Annotated in this window: 23 protein-coding genes and 1 pseudogene; 17 read left to right on the plus strand and 7 right to left on the minus strand. The window is 73.6% G+C overall.

The window, feature by feature from the left end; all coding sequences use genetic code 11:
* Together MFF54_RS00500 and MFF54_RS00505 are read left to right on the plus strand one after the other, a co-directional pair.
* Positions 1-1,257 (plus strand): DNA-packaging protein, encoded by a 1,257-nt coding sequence (locus MFF54_RS00500; RefSeq protein WP_442412698.1) that lies wholly within the window; start codon positions 1-3, stop codon positions 1,255-1,257.
* Positions 1,258-1,444: 187 nt separating this feature from the next.
* Positions 1,445-3,571 (plus strand): putative bifunctional diguanylate cyclase/phosphodiesterase, encoded by a 2,127-nt coding sequence (locus MFF54_RS00505; RefSeq protein WP_238300440.1) that lies wholly within the window; start codon positions 1,445-1,447, stop codon positions 3,569-3,571.
* A 24-nt stretch (positions 3,572-3,595) separates the two neighbouring features.
* Here MFF54_RS00505 and MFF54_RS00510 read toward each other — a convergent pair whose 3' ends face one another.
* From MFF54_RS00510 to MFF54_RS00520, 3 genes and pseudogenes are all read right to left on the minus strand, one after another.
* Positions 3,596-4,285, minus strand: a complete 690-nt coding sequence (locus MFF54_RS00510) for a DJ-1/PfpI family protein (protein ID WP_238300441.1) — start codon at positions 4,283-4,285, stop codon at positions 3,596-3,598.
* 98 nt (positions 4,286-4,383) lie between these two features.
* Positions 4,384-5,262: pseudogene (locus tag MFF54_RS00515) on the minus strand (methyl-accepting chemotaxis protein); the annotation flags it as partial.
* A gap of 342 nt (positions 5,263-5,604) precedes the next feature.
* Positions 5,605-5,883, minus strand: coding sequence for a hypothetical protein (locus MFF54_RS00520; RefSeq protein ID WP_238300442.1), 279 nt, complete (start codon positions 5,881-5,883; stop codon positions 5,605-5,607).
* Between the two features lie 176 nt (positions 5,884-6,059).
* Between MFF54_RS00520 and MFF54_RS00525 the strand changes: the two genes are divergently transcribed.
* Genes MFF54_RS00525 through MFF54_RS00535 form a run of 3 tightly spaced genes read left to right on the plus strand, consistent with a single transcriptional unit; the run spans position 6,060 to position 9,009 of the window.
* Complete coding sequence (locus MFF54_RS00525) at positions 6,060-7,247, plus strand: phage portal protein (protein WP_238300443.1); 1,188 nt, start codon at positions 6,060-6,062, stop codon at positions 7,245-7,247.
* Positions 7,247-7,732, plus strand: a complete 486-nt coding sequence (locus MFF54_RS00530) for an HK97 family phage prohead protease (RefSeq protein WP_238300444.1) — start codon at positions 7,247-7,249, stop codon at positions 7,730-7,732. The genes MFF54_RS00525 and MFF54_RS00530 overlap by 1 nt, the downstream gene beginning before the upstream one ends.
* Positions 7,729-9,009 carry a phage major capsid protein gene (locus tag MFF54_RS00535; protein WP_370880159.1) on the plus strand — a complete coding sequence of 427 codons (1,281 nt, stop codon included), beginning with the start codon at positions 7,729-7,731 and terminating at the stop codon, positions 9,007-9,009. Before MFF54_RS00530 ends, MFF54_RS00535 begins: the two co-directional genes overlap by 4 nt.
* 25 nt (positions 9,010-9,034) lie before the next feature.
* Here MFF54_RS00535 and MFF54_RS00540 read toward each other — a convergent pair whose 3' ends face one another.
* Positions 9,035-9,577 (minus strand): PAS domain-containing protein, encoded by a 543-nt coding sequence (locus tag MFF54_RS00540; protein ID WP_238300445.1) that lies wholly within the window; start codon positions 9,575-9,577, stop codon positions 9,035-9,037.
* A gap of 450 nt (positions 9,578-10,027) precedes the next feature.
* Here MFF54_RS00540 and MFF54_RS00545 point away from each other — a divergent pair, with 450 nt between their 5' ends.
* A complete protein-coding gene (locus tag MFF54_RS00545) occupies positions 10,028-11,140 on the plus strand; it encodes a chymotrypsin family serine protease (protein ID WP_238300446.1) in 1,113 nt (370 codons plus the stop codon).
* Positions 11,133-11,378 (plus strand): hypothetical protein, encoded by a 246-nt coding sequence (locus MFF54_RS00550; protein ID WP_238300447.1) that lies wholly within the window; start codon positions 11,133-11,135, stop codon positions 11,376-11,378. The genes MFF54_RS00545 and MFF54_RS00550 overlap by 8 nt, the downstream gene beginning before the upstream one ends.
* Before the next feature lie 70 nt (positions 11,379-11,448).
* On the opposite strand, the gene MFF54_RS00555 is transcribed toward MFF54_RS00550, so the two are convergent.
* Together MFF54_RS00555 and MFF54_RS00560 are read right to left on the minus strand one after the other, a co-directional pair.
* Positions 11,449-12,309 carry a S1 family peptidase gene (locus MFF54_RS00555; RefSeq protein ID WP_238300448.1) on the minus strand — a complete coding sequence of 287 codons (861 nt, stop codon included), beginning with the start codon at positions 12,307-12,309 and terminating at the stop codon, positions 11,449-11,451.
* A gap of 79 nt (positions 12,310-12,388) precedes the next feature.
* Positions 12,389-13,135: a trypsin-like serine protease gene (locus tag MFF54_RS00560; RefSeq protein ID WP_238300449.1), complete on the minus strand. Its 747-nt coding sequence runs from the start codon at positions 13,133-13,135 to the stop codon at positions 12,389-12,391.
* A gap of 40 nt (positions 13,136-13,175) precedes the next feature.
* Here MFF54_RS00560 and MFF54_RS00565 point away from each other — a divergent pair, with 40 nt between their 5' ends.
* The 10 genes from MFF54_RS00565 to MFF54_RS00610 all read left to right on the plus strand — a co-directional run bounded on the left by MFF54_RS00565 (position 13,176) and on the right by MFF54_RS00610 (position 18,238).
* Entirely contained in the window at positions 13,176-13,739 is a 564-nt protein-coding gene (locus tag MFF54_RS00565; protein WP_238300450.1) for a head-tail connector protein, read from the plus strand.
* Between the two features lie 18 nt (positions 13,740-13,757).
* Entirely contained in the window at positions 13,758-14,117 is a 360-nt protein-coding gene (locus tag MFF54_RS00570; RefSeq protein WP_238300451.1) for a head-tail adaptor protein, read from the plus strand.
* Positions 14,114-14,524 carry a DUF3168 domain-containing protein gene (locus MFF54_RS00575; RefSeq protein ID WP_238300452.1) on the plus strand — a complete coding sequence of 137 codons (411 nt, stop codon included), beginning with the start codon at positions 14,114-14,116 and terminating at the stop codon, positions 14,522-14,524. The genes MFF54_RS00570 and MFF54_RS00575 overlap by 4 nt, the downstream gene beginning before the upstream one ends.
* A 148-nt stretch (positions 14,525-14,672) precedes the next feature.
* Positions 14,673-15,083 (plus strand): phage major tail protein, TP901-1 family, encoded by a 411-nt coding sequence (locus tag MFF54_RS00580; protein WP_238300453.1) that lies wholly within the window; start codon positions 14,673-14,675, stop codon positions 15,081-15,083.
* A 3-nt stretch (positions 15,084-15,086) separates the two neighbouring features.
* Complete coding sequence (locus tag MFF54_RS00585) at positions 15,087-15,419, plus strand: gene transfer agent family protein (RefSeq protein WP_238300454.1); 333 nt, start codon at positions 15,087-15,089, stop codon at positions 15,417-15,419.
* On the plus strand, positions 15,416-15,646 hold the full coding sequence (locus MFF54_RS00590; RefSeq protein ID WP_238300567.1) for a phage tail assembly chaperone: 231 nt from the start codon (positions 15,416-15,418) through the stop codon (positions 15,644-15,646). Before MFF54_RS00585 ends, MFF54_RS00590 begins: the two co-directional genes overlap by 4 nt.
* Before the next feature lie 12 nt (positions 15,647-15,658).
* Positions 15,659-16,225: a phage tail tape measure protein gene (locus MFF54_RS00595; RefSeq protein ID WP_238300455.1), complete on the plus strand. Its 567-nt coding sequence runs from the start codon at positions 15,659-15,661 to the stop codon at positions 16,223-16,225.
* A gap of 11 nt (positions 16,226-16,236) precedes the next feature.
* Positions 16,237-16,872, plus strand: coding sequence for a DUF2460 domain-containing protein (locus tag MFF54_RS00600; RefSeq protein ID WP_238300456.1), 636 nt, complete (start codon positions 16,237-16,239; stop codon positions 16,870-16,872).
* Positions 16,873-16,883: 11 nt separating this feature from the next.
* Entirely contained in the window at positions 16,884-17,753 is an 870-nt protein-coding gene (locus MFF54_RS00605; RefSeq protein WP_238300457.1) for a phage/gene transfer agent baseplate hub protein, read from the plus strand.
* The gene (locus MFF54_RS00610) at positions 17,750-18,238 is read left to right on the plus strand and encodes an NlpC/P60 family protein (protein ID WP_238300458.1); all 489 of its coding nucleotides are present in this window, start codon (positions 17,750-17,752) and stop codon (positions 18,236-18,238) included. The genes MFF54_RS00605 and MFF54_RS00610 overlap by 4 nt, the downstream gene beginning before the upstream one ends.
* Here MFF54_RS00610 and MFF54_RS00615 read toward each other — a convergent pair.
* On the minus strand, positions 18,225-19,916 hold the full coding sequence (locus tag MFF54_RS00615; RefSeq protein ID WP_238300460.1) for a methyl-accepting chemotaxis protein: 1,692 nt from the start codon (positions 19,914-19,916) through the stop codon (positions 18,225-18,227). The genes MFF54_RS00610 and MFF54_RS00615 overlap by 14 nt on opposite strands.
* Positions 19,917-19,970 lie beyond the last annotated feature (54 nt).

Here is a 19,970-nt window from a genome sequence, read left to right on the forward strand (position 1 = left end):
CTGTTCCAGGCCCGACCCGACCAGCTCCCCCCCTGCCTGCCTCCCTGTGGCCATCACGGGCCCTCGGCCGCGCCCTGGACACTCTGGGCGGTCGTCGGCGGGCGCGGCTGCGGCAAGACCCGCACGGGGGCGGAGTGGGTCGACGCGCTGGCCCGGGGCGATCCGGCCTTCACGGCGGAGCCCGTCGGGCGCATCGCTCTGGTGGCCGAGACCTTCGCGGACCTGCGCGAGGTGATGGTCGAGGGGCCGTCGGGGCTGCTCGGCATCCCGGCCAGGGGCCCGCGCCCGCGCTGGCAGCCGAGCCGGCGCCGGCTCACCTGGCCGAACGGCGCGGTGGCGCAGGGCTTCTCCGCGGAAGATCCCGATTCCCTGCGCGGGCCGCAATTTGGCGCCGCGTGGTGCGACGAGCTGGCGAAGTGGCCCGATCCGGAGGCCGCCTTCGACATGCTGCAGTTCGGCCTGCGCCTCGGGACCCACCCGCGCACCCTCGTCACCACCACGCCGCGGCCGATCCCCCTGCTGCGGCGCCTGCTCGCCGATCCGCGCACGGCGGTGAGCCGCGCCCGGACCCACGACAATGCCGAGAACCTCGCCCCCGCCTTCCTGGAGACGGTGGTCGCGCGCTACGCCGGCACCCGGCTCGGCCGGCAGGAACTCGACGGCGAGCTGATTGAGGACCGGCCCGACGCCCTCTGGAGCCGGCCCAGGATCGAGGCCGCCCGGGTGACGGAGGCGCCGGAACTCGCCCGGATCGTGGTGGCGGTCGATCCGCCGGCCACCTCGGGCGCGCGCTCGGACGCCTGTGGGATCGTCGCCGCAGGGGTGGCCTCAGGCTCCGCGAACGGCCACGCCTACGTGCTGGCCGACGCGAGCCTGCGGCGGGCCACGCCCGAAGCCTGGGCAGGCGCCGCGCTGGCGCTCTACCACCGCCTCGCGGCGGATGCCCTCGTGGTCGAGGTGAATCAGGGCGGCGAGATGGCGGCAGCCGTGCTGCGCCAGTGCGACCCAGCCGTCCCGATCACGCCCGTGCGGGCGATGCGGGGCAAGTTCCTGCGTGCCGAGCCCGTCTCGCTGCTCTACGGCCAGGGCCGCGTCCACCATGTGGGCGCGCTTCCGGCGCTCGAGGACGAACTCTGCGATTTCGGACCGCAGGGCCTGGGCGGGGGCCGCTCGCCCGACAGGCTCGACGCCCTGGTCTGGGCGGTGACGGCGCTGCTGCTGTCCGGCACGGATTCACCGCGAATCCGGCGCCTGTGAGGGGCGTACGGCCTCCAAGTATGCAACCGATGATTGCTATTCGCCAATACAACAATCACAAGATCTTCGTCAGAACGTACATCATTAACCATGCCTTCAGGAGGGATCGATACCACCCATCCCAATAACGGTCCGGCAGAGGCGATATCGCCGCGATACACGCCGGCCACCACATGGGCCCACAACCATGCCGTCCTGCCCGCACCTGGCCTGCTCCATTCCCGCCTCGGAAACGATCGAGCCGCTCTCGTTCGAGACCATGCTGGAGGTGCTGCCGGTCGGCGCGATGACCTGCGACCTGCGCACCTTCACGATCGACTACGCGAATACCTGCTCGATCCGCCTGCTCCACTCCATCCGCGACAGCCTGGGCATCGATCCGGAACGGATCGTCGGCACCTCGATCGACGTGTTCCACCGCCACCCGGGCTACCAGCGCGGCCTGCTCTCGGACCCGGCGAGCCTGCCCCACAAGGCGCGCATCCGCTTCGGCGACGAGTGGCTCGACCTGCACATCCACGCGCTGCCGGATTCGCAGGGCCGCGTGGTGCGCGCGCTCCTGGTCTGGGCGATCGCGACCGCGGAGGTGGCCAAGGAGAACGAGGAGTACAAGCTCCTGCGCATGATCGACGACATGCCGGTGGCGGTGATGACGGTCGATCCCACGACCTTTGCGATCACCTACCTGAACGAGACCTCGAAGCGCACGCTCTCGCAGATCGAGACCCTGCTGCCGGCCAAGCCGGAGGCGCTGCTCGGCGCGTCGATCGACATCTTCCACCGCAACCCGGAGCATCAGCGCCGGCTGCTCGCCTCCCCGGAGAACCTGCCCCACCGCGCCCGGATCAAGCTTGGGCCGGAGGTGCTGGACCTTCAGGTCTCGGCGGTCACCGGGACGGAGGGCGACTATATCGGCCCGATGCTGACATGGTCGGTGATCACCCAGCAGGTGGCCGCCGAGGCGCGCATCCAGCAGCTCGCCCACTACGACACGCTCACCGGGCTCGCCAACCGGGCGACATTCCGCGAGCACCTCGAGGCCGTCCTGGAGCGGGCGCAGCCCCGCCTCGGCCTGCTCTTCATCGACCTCGACGGGTTCAAGCTCGTCAACGACGCCAACGGCCACCTCGTCGGCGACGCCCTGCTCCAGCGGGTCGCCGAGCGCCTGCGCGACCGTTGCGGCGCCCCGGACGTGATGGTGGCGCGGCTCGGCGGGGACGAGTTCGCGATCCTGATCGAGGACGGTGACGGCGCGGCCGCGACCCGGCTCGCCGGAGACCTCGTCGAGGCCCTGGTGGAGCCGTTCCACGTCGCGGACGAGCGGCGCCTGCAGGTGGGAGCGAGCATCGGCGTCGCCGTGGCGCCCCTGCACGGGAGCGATTCCGAGACGCTGCTGTCGCGGGCCGACATGGCGCTCTACGCCGCCAAGGCCGCCGGCAAGAACACCTTCCGGCTGTTCGAGCCCGAGATGGAGCGGCGGATGACGCAGCGCGTGCGCCTGGAGGCGAAGCTGCGCCGGGCCCTGGAGCGCGAGGACGAGCTGTTCCTGTTCTACCAGCCGATCACCGACATCCGCACCGGCCGGGTCACGGCACGCGAGGGGCTGATCCGCTGGCACCACCCGGTACGCTCTTGGATCCCGCCCGGCGACTTCATCCCGATCGCCGAGGAGAGCGGGCTGATCGAGGAGATGGGCACTTGGGTCCTGCAGCGGGCCTGCGCGGACGCGATGGGCTGGGAGGACGGGGCACGGGTCGCCGTGAACGTCTCCCCGCGCCAGCTCGGCAGCGGCCGGCTGACCCAGGCGGTGCTCTCCGCTCTGGTGGCGAGCGGCCTGCCGCCGCAGCGCCTGGAGCTGGAGGTGACCGAGAGCGCGCTGCTCAGCGAGCACGTCGACTGCCTGGGCGAGCTGCGCCGGATCCGCGGCTTCGGCGTGCGCATCGCGCTCGACGATTTCGGCACCGGCTTCTCGTCGCTGGCGCATCTGCGCGCCTTTCCATTCGACAAGATCAAGATCGACGGATCCTTCGTGCGCGACGCGACGAGCCGCCCGGACTGCGCGGCGATCGTCGGCGTGGTCGCCGATCTCGGCCGCCGCCTCGGCGTGACCACGGTGGCCGAGGGCGTCGAGACGGAGGCGCACCTCGCCCTCGTCACCGCGGAGGGCTGCAGCGAGGTCCAGGGCTACCTGCTCGGCCGCCCTCAACCGCACCCGCGCGACGCGGAGCGGGTGGCGCGGCTCTCGGCGCGGGCCGCTGCGGGGTTTGCGGCCGCAGGAACGGCCGACGACCGGAGCGACTGCGCCGCGGCCTGACCCCGGCCGGCGGCCCCGCGTCGTTCAGCCGCCCAGACGCGCCGCCGCGGCCTGCGTCGCGGCCAAGCGCTGCTCCTGGCGCGCTCTTGCCCGCGCCTCCGCTTCCGCAACCAGGGCCGGGCCAGCGCCCTCCGGGGAACCCGCCGCGAAGGGCGGGGCCGGATCGTATTCCAGCCCGAGCTGCACGAGCTTGGCGGTCTCGGGCCCGCAGAGTTCGGCGACGACGGCGAGGCCGAAATCGATGCCCGCCGTCACGCCGCCGCCGGTGATCCGGTCGCGGTCGCGCACGACGCGCTCGGCCACCGGAACGGCGCCGAGCAGAGCGAGCTGGTCGCGCGACATCCAGTGGCAGGCCGCCCGGTAGCCGCGCAGCAAGCCGGCGGCGCCGAGAACCAGCGAGCCGGTGCAGACCGACGTGGTAAAACGCGCCTCCGCCGACTGGCGTCGCAGGAAGCCGAGCGTCTCGTCGTCGTCCATCAGCGCGACCTGGCCGCGCCCGCCCGGCACGCAGATCACGTCGAGGGGCGGGCAATCGGCGAAGGTCGTCGTCGGCACCATGCCCCAGCCCGCGCTGTTCGTGACGGGCGCGAGCGTCTTCCAGATCAGGTGCAGCTCGGCGCCCGGCACTGCGCCGAACACCTCGGCCGGCCCCGCCAGATCGAGCTGCATCAGGTCCGGAAACATCAGAATGCCGAAGCGCAGGGGTGCCGCCATGGTCGTTCCCATCCCGCAGGTTCGCGAGGCCGCACGATGGATCGGACCCGCCACGGCGGCAAGGACCCGCCACGGCGGCAAAGGACCCCGCGCCCCGCTCAGGCGGCGCGGACGCTCGCGAGGAAGCGGCTGACCTCGGCCGAGAGGTGCTCGGACTGGCGCGACAGCTCGGACGCCGCGCCGAGCACCTGGGAGGCGGCCGCACCCGTCTCCTCGACCGCGCCCGCCACGCCCGCGATGCTGCGCGTCACCTCGCCCGTGCCGGCCGAGGCCTGGGAGACGTTGCGCACGATCTCCTGGGTCGCCGCCCTCTGCTCCTCCACCGCCGCCGCGATCGAGGCCGCCACACCCGCGATCTCCCGGATGCGCGTGCCGATCCCGCCGATCGCGCCGACCGCCTGATCCGTCGAGCCCTGGATCCGGCCGATCTGCGTCGTGATCTCCTCCGTCGCCCGCGCCGTCTGGGCGGCCAGCTCCTTCACCTCGGCCGCCACCACCGCAAAGCCCCGCCCCGCCTCGCCGGCGCGCGCCGCCTCGATCGTGGCGTTGAGCGCCAGCAGGTTGGTCTGACCGGCGATCTGCGAGATCAGCGCCACCACGTCACCGATGCGGCTGGCCGCCTGCGCGAGATCCTGTACCAGGCCCGCCGTGGCGTTGGCCTCCGCCACCGCCGCCTGCGCCAGATCGGCCGAGCCCGAGACCTGCCGGCCGATCTCCTGGACCGACGAGCCGAGCTCCTCGGCCGCGGCCGCCACCGTGTTGACGTTGGCCGCCGCCTGGGCGGCGGCGGCCGCCACGCTGGTGGACTGGGAGGCCGTCTGGCCGGCGGTGGCGCTCATGCTCTGGGCGGTGGCCTGCAGCTCGCTGGCTGCCGAGGAGACCATGCCGACGATGCCGCCGACCGCCGCCTCGAAGCCGTCGGCCATCTGCCGCATGCCGGCCTTGCGCTGCTCCTCCGCCGAGGCCCGCGCCAGCGCGTGTAGGCGTCGTACAGGTCACGATAGCTCGTGAAGAGAGCGAAGGCGCCCCGAACGGAAATGATCGCGATCAACCGCGCCCTCACCGACACGATACGCATCTTGCATAATCTGATATTGATGAACCTCTATACGCTTCGATATTTAACACCGAAACCTATACAGGTTCAGCAGATCCTGAAAGATATTCTTACACCGTGCGATGAAGTGTTCTATATTTACACAACTTTATTTTAAAAGGCGCACGGCACGGTCGTTCTCACGGCATCGCCTGCGCTCGCTATCAACTCTCGGCCAGAACAGGTCAGGGGGCGCGGCGCAGCGGCCGCGCCCGCCTGGATCTCAGCGCCCGCCGCCGCCGCCCTGCGGCGCGACGCGGGAGGGCTGACCGGCATTGCCGGCCGCTGCCGAGTCGTTCGAGATCACGTCCGCCGGCTGGCCGGTCGGCGAGACGTTGATCACGCCCGGCTCGCCGGTCGAGCCGGTCTGCCGTGTCACCACGCCCGGCGCACCGGGCGGGACGACAACCGCGGTGCCGGTCGGGGTCTCGATCACCGCCTGCGCCGAGGCGGGCGTGGCGAGAGAGGCCGCGGCGACGGCGGCCAGGAGAATCATCTTCATCGGTGGGTCTTTCACGTCTGCGGCCGCGGAGGAATTCAGTCTCCGCGCGCGCCCGGACCGAGAACATCGATCGCGCGCAAAGGATCCGGCCGGTCAGCGCGGCAACCCGTCACGGTTGCGCGATCGGCGGCCCGCCCAGCGCCTCGCTCCGCCCAACCGAAGAGGTCGAGACCCGCATGCCTACCCTGCTCACCCGGCTGGCGCGGGCCGCCGGCTACGTCCCCGCACGCGCCGCGCCCGACACCCTCGTCACGAAGGGGGCCGCCCTCGCAGGCCCGCAGGTCGCTCTCTACGGCGGCGGCCGGCCCTCATGGACCGCCCGCGACGCCACGGCCCTCGCCCGGGCCGGCTACGGCCGCAACGCTGTGGTGCACCGCGCGGTGCGGCTCGTCGCCGAGAGCGCCGCGAGCGTGCCGCTGGTGCCGACGGGCGAAGGGGGCGACGCGCTCGCCGCCCTCGTCGCACGGCCGAACCCGCGCGAGGGCGGCACCCGGCTCCTGGAGACGCTCTACGCCCGGCTGCTGCTCGGCGGGAACGCCTATCTGGAGCAGGTCAGCCTCGACGGGAGCCCACGCGCCTTGTTCGGCCTGCGGCCCGAGCGAGTGCGGGCGCTGCCGGGTCCGGACGGCTGGCCGGCGGCCTACCTCTACGGCGACGGGGCCCGGGCCCGCCGCTACGAGCAGACGGGGCCCGTGCCGCCGATCCTGCACCTCGCCCTGTTCAACCCGGAGGATGACCTCCTGGGCCTTGCGCCGATCGAGGCGGCGGCGACCGCGCTGGACATCCACAACGCCGCGGGCGCCTGGAACAAAGCGCTCCTCGACAACGCCGCCCGGCCCTCCGGCGCGCTGGTCTTCGGCGGCCAGGCCCATCTCTCCGAGACGCAGTTCGACCGGCTCAAGGGCGAGTTGGAGGCGAACTACCAGGGCGCCGCCAATGCCGGCCGGCCGCTCCTGCTGGAGGGCGGGCTCGACTGGAAGCCGCTCGCGCTCTCGCCCAAGGAGATGGACTTCGTCGAGGCCAAGCACGCCGCCGCCCGCGAGATCGCACTCGCCTTCGGGGTGCCCCCGCTCCTGCTGGGGCTGCCCGGCGACAACACCCACGCGAACTACGCCGAGGCCAACCGTGCCTTCTACCGCCAGACCCTGATCCCGCTGGTGCGCCGCACGGCCGAGAGCCTCGCGCACTGGCTCGCGCCCGCCTTCGGTGCGGCCGGCCTGGAGCCCGACCTCGACCGGATCGAGGCCCTCGCCGCCGAGCGGGAATCGCTCTGGCGGCGGGTGGGTGCGGCCGCGTTCCTCTCGGCCGAGGAGAAGCGCGAGGCAGTCGGCTACGGGCCGGCCGCCGGCGGGGAGGCGCCGTGATGAGGCTGCACGCCGACGGCCACGTCACCGGCTATGCCAGCCTGTTCGGTCAGCCCGATCTCGGCCGCGACATCGTTGCGCCGGGCGCCTTCGCGGAGAGCCTGCGGGCGCGCGGGCCTGCCGGCGTGCGCATGCTGTTCCAGCACGATCCGGCCGAGCCCGTCGGAATCTGGCTCGCAATCCGGGAGGATGCGCGGGGCCTGCGCGTCGCCGGCCGGCTCAACCCGGCGGTGCGGCGCGCCCGCGAGCTCGACGCGCTGATCCGCCAGGGAGCGCTGGACGGGCTCTCGATCGGCTTCCGCACGCGGAGCGCCGCGCCGGACCGGGCCGGCTTCCGGCACCTGCGAGCGGTCGATCTCTGGGAGATCTCGCTCGTCACCTTCCCGCTTCAGCCGGGGGCGCGGCTCGACGCCCCCCTCGGTCTCAAGATGCGCGACCTCGCCCGGCGGATCGCGCCCGCCAGCCTCACCGGAGAGAGAGCATGACGCACGCCGAGACCAGCGCCCCGATGAACGTCCCGATGAACCCGTATGAGACCAAGGCCGTGCTCCCCGGTGCCGAGGCGCACGGCGCCCTCGACGACCTCGCCCGCGCCTTCGATGCCTTCAAGGCGGAGAACGACGCCCGCCTCGGTCAGATCGAGCGCCGCACCGGCGTCGACCCGCTGACCGAGGAGAAGCTCGCCCGCATCGACGCCGCCCTCGACCAGGCCCGCGCACGCCTCGACTGGCTCAGCCTCGACCGGGCGCGCCCCCCGCTGCTCGGCGGCGGCGCACCCCGCGGCGACGGCATCGCCGAGGAGCACAAGGCGGCCTTCGACCTCTACGTGCGGGCCGGCGAGAGCGGCGGCCTCAAGGGTCTGGAGGCGAAGGCGATGTCGGCGGGCTCGGGGCCCGACGGCGGCTACCTCGTGCCCGAGACGGTCGAGCGGGAGGTACTGCGGCGGCTCGCCGAGCGCTCGCCGATCCGGGCCATCGCCGGCCAGCGCACCATCTCGGGCGGCTCCTACCGGCGCGCGGTCGCGACCGCGGCGCCGGGCGCCGGCTGGGTCGCCGAGACCGCGCCGCGCCCCGAGACCGCCGGGGCGGGGCTCACCGAGATCGCCTTCCCGGCGATGGAGCTCTACGCCATGCCGGCGGCGACCCAGACCCTGCTGGACGACGCGGTGGTCGATCTCGACGCGTGGCTCGCCGACGAGGTCGAGACCGCCTTCGCCGAGCAGGAGAGCGCGGCCTTCATCACCGGCAACGGGGTGAGCCGGCCGAAGGGCTTCCTCGCCTACGATACGGTCGCCAACGCCGCCTGGGTTCCGGGCAAGCTCGGCCTCGTCGGCACCGGCTCGTCCGGCGCCTTCCCGAGCGCCAACCCGGCCGACGTGCTGATCGACCTCGTCTACGCGCTCAGAGGCGGCTACCGCCAGAACGCGGGCTTCGTGATGAACCGGCGCACGCAAGCCGCGATCCGCAAGCTGAAGGACGGGGACGGCAACTACCTCTGGCAGCCGCCCGCCACCGCTGGCACGCCGGCGACCCTGATGGGCTTTCCCGTCACGGAGGCCGAGGCGATGCCCGACATCGCGGCCAACAGCCTCGCGGTGGCCTTCGGCGACTTCCGGCGCGGCTACCTCGTGGTCGACCGGGCCGGCCTCCGGGTGCTGCGCGACCCCTACTCCGCCAAGCCCTACGTGCTGTTCTACACCACGAAGCGGGTCGGCGGCGGGGTGCAGGACTTCGCGGCGATCAAGCTCCTGAAGTTCGCCTGAGGGCGCGGCGCCGCCGCGGAACCGCTCAGTGCGAGCGGCGGCGCACCAGGTGGCGGCCGATCTCGAGGAGCAGCGCGTCGATGAGGAGGCGCAGGAACGGCTTGCCGCTCCGGTCGATCGCCTCGCGCGCGGCGATGCAGTGGTCGGCCGCGACCTCCAGCCAGTCGCGCCTCTCCCCGCCCGGCGCCTCGGCGGGATCCCGGTGGCGGTGCGTGGTGTCGATGTAGGTGCCGTAGCCGAACCCGCCCGCTCCCTCTTCGGGCAGGCGGCCCTGGTTCAGCACCCAGCGCACGGAGCCTCCCGGTGCCTGCACGCGGAACTCCGCGGCGAAGGGGCCGCCCGCGCGCCGGGCCCGCCGGATCTGCGCGAACACCCAGTCCCGGTCGTCCGGGTGGATGCGGCCGAGCGCGACGTCGAGGGTGAGCGGCTTGCCCGCCAAGCCCGCATCGCCCGCCATCAGCGCGGCGGCCCCGTCGTCGAGGATCGACCGGCCGGCCGCGACGTCGGTCTGCCATGTGCCGATGATGCCCGCCGCCTCCAGAGCGGGGGGAAAGGATCGGTCGGTCATCGGGGCACGTCGTCCGGGACTGCTCAAGCCGCCCGGAGAAGCCGGGTCCGCACGCTAAGGTAACGTAGCTCCGCAGCAACGAACAGCCCAAACTCAGCACCTACCGCCGGCTTCGAAGGACGGTGTATTGCAATACGCTCTTCAGTCTGGAATTGATCCAGCCTGAGGGATTAGCCTGACCGGGCGGCGACATAACTTCTTGCCCGAGGTTCAATCCGGCTGTGGCATCGGCACGGATCGGCGGCAGCACGGCTGACGCACCGGCCTTGTGCTGCTCTCGGGCGATGGCCGTAAGGGGAGGCACCTGCGCTCCGGCGGCCACACCCGAACCTTCACGCGATCGATCGAGCCAGAAATCCTACCTTTTCCGATCCAGACGGCAACCTGAAGCTTCTCAACGGCGTTCAAACCGCCGATAAATATCGTTCAGGTTTAAAAGGGGGGGCGGATATGGACAGGGACGGCGCCGAGAACGCGAAGGCGGAGATTTTCCAGCGCGCCTTCGGCTACGCGGAGGTGCCGGGCGCGCAGGACGCGCAGGACGGCGCGCCGATCTTCGAGGCCGCGCCGGACAGTGCCGCGGGCGAGCGGATCCGTGAGGCCCGGCGGCAGAGAACGCTGGCGCGGTCCGAGCAGATCGCGGTCGGCATCCTGCGTCCACGGGATGCCGACCGGCGAGGCCGGGCGGCCGAGATCGGAATCTTCGTCCAACGCAAGAGGCTGATCGATCACCGCATTGTGGAAGCGGCCCGGCGGATCGCACGCGACGAGGTCCGCATCATCGTCACCGGACCGGTGCGTGGCCAAGCCGCCAATACCGGCCGCTGCCGCCCGCTGCGCATCGGCGCCTCGGTCGGTCATCACCGGGCGACGGCCGGCACGATCGGCTGCTTCGCGATCTGCCGGAAGAGCGGGATGGTGGGCCTCGTCTCGAACAACCACGTGCTGGCCCGTTCCAACCAGGCCGCCGCGGGCGACGACGTGCTGCAGCCGGGCCGGATCGACGGCGTCCGCGACGGCCGCAGCCTGAACCGCATCGCGAGCCTGGGCGCGTTCGTGCCGATCGACTTTACTCCGAATGCGCCGAACTACGTCGATTGCGCCTTCGCGCCGCTGGCCGGATCACCCGGGCACGACGGGAGCACGATCGGGCCACTCGACCGGTCGGAGCCGGACCAGCCCATGGGCGCTTGCGAAGAACTGATCTTCGACCGAGTCGAAGTCCGCAAGGTGGGCCGCACGACCGGCCCGACAAAAGGTTTCGTCCAGGCGATCAGCGTGGATAACCTCACCGTCCAAATGGAATCCGGCCCGAGATCACGCTACGCTCTGTTTCATAGGCAGATCGCCATCAGCGGCGTCGAGCGGCGTTTCTCGAAGCCTGGCGACAGCGGCTCGTTGATCTACATCAAGGACGGCAATCCGGTCGGCCTCCTGTTTGCCGGTGCTTCGTCCGGCGGCGATTTTGGACACGGAATAACCTTCGCCAACCCGATCCAGGCGGTCCTTGATGCGCTTGAGATCGACCTCTACACTGGTTCCTCAGGAGGTTCGCATGTCTGAACAGCGCGAACGTTTGCTGGCCTCCAAACCAGCGGCCCTGGCCGCCAAAGAGGCCTTCACCTCGCAATACGCGACGGGCCGCCCGGACAGATCGGTCGGGCTAGGCCTCGACGAGACGGGCGAGCACTGGGCGGTCAAGGTCTTCGCGCACTCGCCGAGCGCGGCCGAGAATCTTCCGGCCAAGTTCCAGAACTTCGACGTCGAAGTCAGCGTCGCGACGGCGGCCGTCAGCTACTGACGCGGCGTCCGGGGCGGAGCGGCCTCGGCGCCCCGCGCGTCGGGGGTGCAGCGCGGCGTCGAGCCTTGCGTCAGCGCCGCCGCGGCGGCCGGGCTGCCCAGTCGGACCGGTTGCCGCGCGCCGGCTCGGCGGCTCCGACCTGCACCTGCGAGAGCTCGGCCGAGCGGGCGGAGATCCAGCCCGTGTGCTCGGCCACGGGCGTCACCGCCGTGAAGCCGCCGCAGGCGGTGCGGCGGCGGCCGTTCTGCTGCAGCGCGCCGCTCGACCAGCTCACCACGCCGACGATGCGGTAGCCGCCGGGGCCGCCGCTGAGAATCGGCCCGCCGGAATCGCCCAGGCACGCCCCCGCGCCCGCCGTCTCGGCGAAGCGGCGCCGGTCGGTCACCACCGTGACCCGGTTGGCAACCTGCAGCGAGCCGATCGAGACGAGATGCGCCTGGCGCAGCGTCCGGGCGGTGTTGCGCCGGTTCTCGGCGACGACGCCGAAGCCCGCGATGTCGACCGCGTCCCCGGTGCCGATCGAGCCGGCACCGCGCGGATCGAGCGGCATGAAGTCGGCCCCGAGCGGCTGGGCGAGCTTCACCAGCGCGAGATCGACGCCGGGCTGCTCCTCCGGCGTGGTGCCGGGCACGAATTCGGGATGCATCGTGGCGGCCACGACGCCGATGCGGCGCTGCCGGAAGGCGCGATCGACCGCGATCACGCTGTAGCCCGCCCGGTGCATCACGCAGTGGGCGGCGGTGAGCACGAGGTCGGGCGCGATGAGGGTGCCGGAGCAGATCTCGCCCTGCGTGCTCTCGATCCGAACCACGAAGGCGCGGGCGCCGTTCGGGTCGCGCGAGACCTCGCCCTGGATCACCGCCTGGGCCGTGCCCGGGAGCAGACCGAGCAGGGCGCCGAGCGCGGCCGTGCGGAGGGTGGTGGCGAGCATCAGGCGTTCCCCGGGGATCGGTCGTCGAGCCTAGCCCAAGCCAATTCCCCGGCCAAGCTGGGGTTCCGCACCGCAGCGCTCACGCCTGCCAGCGCGCGGCGAGCCCCCAGCCCGTGAGCGTGCGGTCGATCCAGTCGCGCTGGGGACCGAGCAGCACGCCCTGCGTGAGACCGCCGCAGGCGCCGCCGATCCAGGCGCTCACCGCCACGACCGCGCCGCCGGACACCGCGATCGGCCCGCCGGAATCGCCCGCGCAGGCGCCGGCCCGCGCGCCCGCCGCCTTGAGCCAGACCAGGATGCGGCTCGGCCCGTGGGGCTCGACCACCGGCAGGGCTACGCTGCGGAAGGTGCCGGTGGAGCGCGGATCGCCGGCCTTGGCGGCGCCGTAGCCCGCCAGATCCAGGCTCTCGCCGGCCCGCGGCATCGCGGCGCTCAAGGTGGCGGGCACGAAGCGCGCGGGCAGGGGCGCGGCCGTTCGCACGAGCGCGAGGTCGATCGAGCGGCGCCGGCCCGCGATGGCGCCCGCATCGTAGCCCGGGTGGACCGCGCGGGCCTTCAGCTCGGCGAGGACCGGCTGCCCGGCCTCGTCCCGGTAATGCACCCGCTGCTCCAGCCCGGGCGCCGCGCAGTGGCCGGCGGTCAGCACCGCGTCCGGCGCCACGACCACGCCGGTGCAGAGGCTGCCGTTCGAGGACAGCACCATCACGGCGCTCCCCGTCGGCACCTCGGCGCCGCCGACCACCGCCCCGGCGGGCACCGAGGCCAGCGCCGCGATCACGAATCCCGTGCTGAGCGGCGGCGCGAGGCGGCGCGTGGTCCGGGCCATTCGACAAACCCTTAAGCAAGCTGAACCGAGGAGCGGCCCGATGGTGCCGATACGCGTGGAGGCCGGCGGCGTCGAGGCGCCGGAGCCGGTGACGCTCGCCGAGATGCGGCTCTACCTGCGGCTCGACCCCGACGACGCGAGCGAGGACGCCCTCGTGGCATCCCTGATCGCTGCCGCGCGGGCGAGCCTGGAGGCCGAGACGTGGCGCCTCCTCAAGCCCGCCCGCTTCCGGGTGGTGCTCGCCGCCTGGCCGCGCGACCGGCGGATCGCGCTGCCGCTGAGCCCCCTCGTCGGCATCGTCCGCCTCGGCCTCGCGGGCCCGAACGGCGCGGTCGAGGCGCTGGAATCCGGGCTGCTGCGCCTCGGGCCCGATCCGGTCGAGGCGCCCTGCCTCGCTGTCGATGCGGCCGCGCCCGAGCCCGGCGGGCGGACCATCCTGATCGAGGTCGCGGCGGGCTACGGGGGCGACGGCCCGGCGCTGCCCGAACCGCTCCGTCTCGCGATCCTGCGGCTCGCCGCCGCCCGCTACGAGCACCGCGGCGACGAGGCCGACCCGCCCGACCCGGCCGGGCTCGCCGCTCCCTTCCGCCGCCTGCGCCTCTGACGTTCCCCGGAGAGATCCATGGCTCACGCTGACGCCCGTCCGCCCCTCGGGGCGCGGCGGCGACGCTTCGTGCTCGAACTCCCGGTCGAGGAGCCCGACGGGTTCGGCGGCGTGCTCCGGCGCTACGTCGCCGGGCCGGTGCTCTGGGGGGCGATCAGCCCGGTCGGCGCGGCGGAGCGCCTGCGGGGCGGCAGAGCCGATCGGCTGCCGACCCACCGCATCACCCTGCGTGCGCGCCTGGGCGTCTCCCCGGCGGCGCGGCTCGCGGCAGGCCCCCGCCGCTTCGCCGTACGGCATGTGGAGACCGGCGCGCGCGACCTCGTCTGCCACGTCGAGGAGCTGGTCGAGGACCGGACCGCGATCGGGAGCGCCCCGTGAGCGGCCCGCTGCTCGCGCTGCGCGCCGCCCTGATCGGGCTGTTCGCGGCCGACGCGGAGCTCGCCCGCCTGATGGGCGGCCGGGTCCGCATCCACGACGAGCCGCCTCCCGGGGCGCCGCCGGTCTACGCCCTGTTCGGGGAGGCCGCGGTGCGGGACGATTCCGCCGACGGCGCTCTGCGCCACCGGCACAGCCACGCGCTGATCCTCGTCGCCCGTCCGGGCTCGGCCCGCACCGCCCTCGACGTCGCCGACCGCATGGCGGCCCTCGTCGCGGAGCGCCCACCCCGGCCTGCCGGCCACACGCTGGTGCTCCTGCACGCCACCGGCATCGCGGTGCGCCGCGACGAGCGCTCGGGCGAGGCCCGCGCGACGCTGACGCTCGAGGCCGTCACGGAAACGCCCTGAGGACCACCCGTCCCGGTTTCGAAAGGCCTGAGGCCTTTCGCGGGTGCAGGGCAGAGCCCTGCTGTCGGCTCCCGAGCCTCGTCCACAGCGCCCTTGGGCGCCGAAAGGGCCTGAGGCCCGTGGGGGTCCCCATCACCTGGAGAGATCGATGAGTGCGCAGAAGGGGAAGGACCTGCTGATCCGGGCCGGGGACGGCGCGGGCGGGTTCGCGGCGGTGGCGGGCCTGCGCGCCCGGCAGATCGCCTTCAACGCCGAGACGGTGGACGTCACGAACGCGGATTCCGCCGGGCGCTGGCGCGAGTTGCTCGCCGGCGCGGGCGTGCGGCGCGCCGCGATCTCGGGCGCTGGCGTGTTCCGCGATCAGGCCTCGGACCTGCGCCTGCGCCAGCTCTTCTTCGAGGGGCTGATCGAGGCGTTCCAAGTCGTGGTGCCGGGCTTCGGCACGATCGAGGGTCCGTTCCAGATCACGGCTCTGGAGTACCGCGGCGACCATGCGGGTGAGGTCACCTTCGACATGAGCCTGGATTCGGCAGGCCTTCTCGCCTTCTCGGCGGCCTGACCGATGGCCAACCGACGCCGCGGCGAGGTGCCGCTCGATCTCGGGGGTGAGCGCTACACCCTCTGCCTCACGCTCGGGGCCCTCGCCGAGCTTGAGGACGCCCTGCAGGCCGGCGACCTCGCCGGCCTCGCCGAGCGCTTCTCCGGCGGACGGCTCGCCGCCCGCGATCTGATCGCGCTGCTGGGCGCGGCGCTCCGCGGCGGCGGCCACGACCTCGACGACCGCGCGGTCGCCCGCCTTCCGCTCGCCGGGCGTCTGGAGGCCGTCACCGGGGCCCTCGGCGAGGCCCTGGTGGCGGCCTTCGGAGAGCCGGAGGAGGGTCCGCCCCGCCCCTGACCCCCACGGGCGGGAGCGCGCCGGGCCCCGGGTCCGCCCCTTGGCCCGCCTTCCCGTGGGACGCGGCGCTGGCGCTGGGGCTCGGACGCCTCGGCTGGCGCCCGCGCGACTTCTGGGCGGCCACCCCCCGCGAGCTGGCCGCCACCCTGCCGCGCCCCCCGGCGGCCCTCGACCGGGGCGCCCTCGACCGGCTGATCGCCGCCCATCCCGACACGTCCAGCGATTGAGGAGGCTGAGCCATGGCCGAGGACGACACCGACCGGGCGAATGCGAGCCGCATCCGGCAACTCGAAAAACTCGACGGGCTGGCCAAGAGCTTCGGGCGCAGCCTCTCGACGGCGCTCGCCGGCAGCCTCGGCTCGGGGCGCCAGCTCGACAGCCTGCTGGGCTCGCTCGGCTCCAAGCTCGCGGGCGCGGCCGTGAAGGCGGCGCTGAAGCCGGTCGAGAGCGGCCTCGCCAGCCTCGTCAGCCAGTTGCTCAGCACGTCCACGACGGCCTTCGCCCGGGGCGGCGTGGTGCAGGCAGGACGGGTCCGCCCCTTCGCGGAGGGCGGGATCGTGGCCGCGCCCACCTACTTCCCGATGCGCGGCGGCACCGGCCTGATGGGCGAGGCCGGACCCGAGGCCATCCTGCCGCTCCGCCGGGGGCCCGACGGGCGTCTCGGCGTCGCGGGGGGCGGCTCCGCCCGGCCGGTCTCGGTCACCGTCACCATCGCGACGCCCGACCCGAACGCCTTCCGCCGCTCCGAGGCGCAGGTCGCCGCCCAGCTCGCCCGCGCGGTCGCCCGCGGCCAGCGCGCGCTCTGAAGGGGACGCCCATGCCCGCCGAGTTCCACGAGGTGCTGTTCCCCCTCGACGTCAGTGTGCGCGGCAGCGGCGGCCCGGTGCGGCTCACCGAGATCGTCGCGCTGGCCTCAGGGCGCGAGCACCGCAACAGCCGCTGGGCGGATTCGCGTCGCCGCTACGATGCCGGGTTCGGGGTGCGCAGCCTCGACGCGCTGCACGCGGTGCTGGCCTTCTTCGAGGAGCGCCGGGGTCGGCTCCACGGCTTCCGCTACCGCGACCGGGTCGATGGGCGCTCCGGCCCGCCGAGCCGGGAGCCCGGCCCCACCGACCAGCCCCTCGGTCTCGGCGACGGGGCCCGCACGGCGTTCCCCCTTGCCAAGACCTACGGCACCGGCGCGTCCGCCTACCGGCGGCTCATCGCCAAGCCGGTCGCCGGCAGCGTGCGGGTGGCGGTGGCGGGGCGCGCGCTCGCGGCCGGGGACTTCACCTGCGATCCCATGACAGGCCTCGTCACCCTGACGGCGGCCCCGGCGCCGGGCGCCGCCGTCACGGCCGGCTTCGCCTTCGACGTGCCGGTCCGCTTCGACACCGACGATCTCACGGTGAACCTCGAAGCCTTCACGGCGGGCGAGATCCCGCGGGTGCCGCTGGTCGAGATCGTGCCCTGAAGGAGGTTCCGTTGCGCGACCTGCCCCCCGCCTTCGCGGCCCACCTCGCGGAGGGCGTCACCACCCTCTGCCGCTGCTGGACGCTCGCCCGCCGCGACGGGATGCGCCTCGGCTTCACCGACCACGACCGCGACCTCGTCCTCAACGGCCTGACCCACGCGGCCCGCACCGGCCTGGAGGCCGCCGAGGCCAGCGCCGAGCTGGGCTTCGCCGTCTCGGGCGGGGACGTGGCGGGCGCGCTGACCGCGCTGGGCCTCACCGAGGCGGACATCGCGGGCGGCCTCTACGACGGCGCCTCCGTCGAGACCTGGCTGGTCGACTGGCGCGCGCCGGAGACGCGCCTCCTCCTCGACGTGGCGACGTTGGGCGAGATCCGGCGCGCGGGCGACGCCTTCGTGGCGGAGCTCCGGGGCTTGGCCGACCGCCTCGACGCCGAGCGCGGCCGCAGCTTCCGGGCGACCTGCGGCGCGGAGCTCGGCGACGCGCGCTGCCGCGTCGATCTCGTGGCGTTCGGCACCCGCGGCACGGTGGCGGCGCTGGCGGAACCCGGCACCCTCGCGGTGGCGCTCGACGGCGCCTTCGCGGAGGGCCTGTTCACGGGCGGGCGCCTCGCCTGGACGTCGGGCGCCAACGGGGGCGCGGTCGCGGACGTGCGGCTCCAGGCCGGCGCCCGCCTCGAACTCTGGGAGGCGCCGGCCCGCCCGGTCGCGCCCGGCGACGCCTTCCGGCTCACCGCCGGCTGCGACAAGCACCTCGCCACCTGCCGCGACCGCTTCGCCAACGCGGTCAATTTCCAGGGCTTCCCCCACATGCCGGGCAACGATTTCGTGGTGGCGGGCACCCTTCAGGCCGGCCTCGACGGCGGGAGCCTGTTCCGATGAGCCCGACGATCGCGGGCGCGGAAATCGCGGGCGCGGACGTCGCCGCCGAGGCGCGGCTCTGGCTCGGCACGCCCTACCGCCATCAGGCCGCCCTGCGGGGCGTGGGCTGCGACTGCCTCGGGCTGGTGCGGGGCGTCTGGCAGGGCATGCTCGGGCCCGAGCCGGAGGCGCCGCCCCCCTATTCGGGCACCTGGGCCGAGTCGACCCCGGTCGGCGGCGAGCCGCTTCTGGAGGCGGCCGCCCGCCACCTCGTCCCCGTGCCGGGGCCGCTCGCCGATTACCGGGCGGCGCCGGGCGACGTGCTGCTCTTCCGCTTCCGCGCCCACCTGCCCGCCCGGCACTGCGCCATCGCGACCGGGCCGGACCGGATGATCCACGCCCACGACCGCGCCCGCGTCGCTGAGGTCGCGCTCACGCCCTGGTGGCGGCGCCACCTCGCGGGCGTGTTTCGCTTCCCGGCACGCCGCGGGCTCACGCCGCCCTGACGGTGGCGAGGAAGCGCGCGACCTCGCCGGTGAGATGCTCGGACTGGCGCGACAGCTCGGAGGCCGCGGCGAGAACTTGGCTCGCCGCCGCGCCCGTCTCCTCGGCGGCGCCCGCCACGCCCGCGATGTTCTGCGTCACCGCGCCGGTGCCGGCCGAGGCCTGGGAGACGTTGCGCACGATCTCCTGGGTCGCCGCCCCCTGCTCCTCTACCGCCGCCGCGATCGAGGTCGCCACGCCCGAGATCTCGCGGATCCGGCCCGTGATGTCGCCGATGGCACCGACCGCCTGACCGGTCGCTCCCTGAATCCGGCCGATCTGCTGGGTGATCTCCTCCGTCGCCCGCGCCGTCTGGGCGGCCAGCTCCTTCACCTCGGCCGCCACCACCGCAAAGCCCCGGCCCGCCTCGCCGGCGCGCGCCGCCTCGATCGTGGCGTTCAAGGCCAGCAGGTTGGTCTGGCCCGCGATCGAGGAGATCAGCGCCACCACGTCGCCGATCCGCGCGACAGAGCCGTTGAGGGCCTGCACCAGGGCGGCGGTCTGATCGGCCTCGCCGACGGCCCGCCGGGCGAGGTCCGCAGAGCCGTCGACCTGCCGGCCGATCTCGCCGACCGAGGCACCGAGCTCCTCGGCCGCCGCCGCCACGGTGTTCACGTTCACGGAGGCCTCCTCGGCCGCGGTCGCGGCCGTCATCGACCGCCCGGCCGTCTCGGCGGCCGTCGCGCTCATGGTCTGGGCGGTGGCCTGCAATTCGGTGGCGGAGGCGGAGACGGTGCCGACGATGCCGCCGACCGCGCGCTCGAAGCCGTCGGCGAGCTCGACCATGGTGCGGCGGCGTTCCGCGGCGGCGGCCGCATCCGCGATGCGCCGGATCTCGGCCTGCTCGGCGGCCTTCTGCGCCACCATCGCCTTGATGCCCTCGACGGCGCGGCCCACCGCGCCGATCTCGTCCCCGCGCCGCGCCTCCGCGATCTCCGCCTCGATCTCGCCGCGGGCCATCCGCTGCAGCACCGCGACCAGACGGCCGAGCGGCCGGCTGATGCCGAGGATTGCCACCAGGGCCGCCGCGACGATGCCGGCGAGGAGCCCGAGCCCGCTGAAGAGCCAGAGGCTGAGGCGCGTCGACGCGCTCTCCCGGGCAAGGGTCTGCGCGCCGGCCTCCATGCTGGCCGCGATGTCGGCGCCGAGCTTCGAGGCGCTGCCGGTGAGCGCCGTGAAGCTCGGATCGACGTCCCGGTGGATGAGGGCGAGCGCCTCCGCGTTGAGGTTGGCCTCGCCGAGGGAGCGCGCCTCCGAGACGTTGGACACGAAGCTCTCCGCCCGGGCGCGGACCTCCTCGATCCGCCCGGCGAAGGCCGGCATGTCGGCCGCGATCTCGGCGAAGAGCTGGCGCAGGCCCGGCACCGTCCCCTCGAACTGCGCCGACGCCTTCCGGATCTCCTCGGCGTCGGTCTCGGCGATCGTGCGGTAGACCGCGTAGTACATCTCGTAGATGTGCCGGTTGATGCGCCGCGCATTCGCCGCCGCCCGCGCGTCGTGCGCGATGAAGCGGTCGTAGCTCTCGCCGATCGCGCCCATGCGGGCGCTCGCGTGCCAGATGCAGGCGCCGACGATGACGCCGATCAGGGCAACGACTGCCGCAATCTTATGCAAGATCCGAACGCGTGAAAGCAGGTTCATCGAAGGTAGCCGGCGATGTTCTGACAGAGCCTAAAAGCTACAGCATCCTGCGTT

It is taken from the genome of Methylobacterium gregans (assembly GCF_022179245.1).
GTDB classification, from domain to species: Bacteria; Pseudomonadota; Alphaproteobacteria; order Rhizobiales; family Beijerinckiaceae; genus Methylobacterium; species Methylobacterium gregans.

What these genes read in the sequence shown, in the direction of transcription:
- MFF54_RS00510 (WP_238300441.1), bottom strand. Translation starts at nt 4,285, where the DNA reads ATGGCGGCACCCCTGCGCTTCGGCATTCTGATGTTTCCGGACCTGATG.
- MFF54_RS00520 (WP_238300442.1), bottom strand. Translation starts at nt 5,883, where the DNA reads ATGAAGATGATTCTCCTGGCCGCCGTCGCCGCGGCCTCTCTCGCCACG.
- MFF54_RS00615 (WP_238300460.1), bottom strand. Translation starts at nt 19,916, where the DNA reads ATGAACCTGCTTTCACGCGTTCGGATCTTGCATAAGATTGCGGCAGTC.
- MFF54_RS00540 (WP_238300445.1), bottom strand. Translation starts at nt 9,577, where the DNA reads ATGACCGACCGATCCTTTCCCCCCGCTCTGGAGGCGGCGGGCATCATC.
- MFF54_RS00570 (WP_238300451.1), top strand. Translation starts at nt 13,758, where the DNA reads ATGGCTCACGCTGACGCCCGTCCGCCCCTCGGGGCGCGGCGGCGACGC.
- MFF54_RS00535 (WP_370880159.1), top strand. Translation starts at nt 7,729, where the DNA reads ATGACGCACGCCGAGACCAGCGCCCCGATGAACGTCCCGATGAACCCG.
- MFF54_RS00505 (WP_238300440.1), top strand. Translation starts at nt 1,445, where the DNA reads ATGCCGTCCTGCCCGCACCTGGCCTGCTCCATTCCCGCCTCGGAAACG.
- MFF54_RS00555 (WP_238300448.1), bottom strand. Translation starts at nt 12,309, where the DNA reads ATGCTCGCCACCACCCTCCGCACGGCCGCGCTCGGCGCCCTGCTCGGT.
- MFF54_RS00530 (WP_238300444.1), top strand. Translation starts at nt 7,247, where the DNA reads ATGAGGCTGCACGCCGACGGCCACGTCACCGGCTATGCCAGCCTGTTC.
- MFF54_RS00595 (WP_238300455.1), top strand. Translation starts at nt 15,659, where the DNA reads ATGGCCGAGGACGACACCGACCGGGCGAATGCGAGCCGCATCCGGCAA.
- MFF54_RS00610 (WP_238300458.1), top strand. Translation starts at nt 17,750, where the DNA reads ATGAGCCCGACGATCGCGGGCGCGGAAATCGCGGGCGCGGACGTCGCC.
- MFF54_RS00600 (WP_238300456.1), top strand. Translation starts at nt 16,237, where the DNA reads ATGCCCGCCGAGTTCCACGAGGTGCTGTTCCCCCTCGACGTCAGTGTG.
- MFF54_RS00525 (WP_238300443.1), top strand. Translation starts at nt 6,060, where the DNA reads ATGCCTACCCTGCTCACCCGGCTGGCGCGGGCCGCCGGCTACGTCCCC.
- MFF54_RS00560 (WP_238300449.1), bottom strand. Translation starts at nt 13,135, where the DNA reads ATGGCCCGGACCACGCGCCGCCTCGCGCCGCCGCTCAGCACGGGATTC.
- MFF54_RS00580 (WP_238300453.1), top strand. Translation starts at nt 14,673, where the DNA reads ATGAGTGCGCAGAAGGGGAAGGACCTGCTGATCCGGGCCGGGGACGGC.
- MFF54_RS00550 (WP_238300447.1), top strand. Translation starts at nt 11,133, where the DNA reads ATGTCTGAACAGCGCGAACGTTTGCTGGCCTCCAAACCAGCGGCCCTG.
- MFF54_RS00585 (WP_238300454.1), top strand. Translation starts at nt 15,087, where the DNA reads ATGGCCAACCGACGCCGCGGCGAGGTGCCGCTCGATCTCGGGGGTGAG.
- MFF54_RS00545 (WP_238300446.1), top strand. Translation starts at nt 10,028, where the DNA reads ATGGACAGGGACGGCGCCGAGAACGCGAAGGCGGAGATTTTCCAGCGC.
- MFF54_RS00565 (WP_238300450.1), top strand. Translation starts at nt 13,176, where the DNA reads ATGGTGCCGATACGCGTGGAGGCCGGCGGCGTCGAGGCGCCGGAGCCG.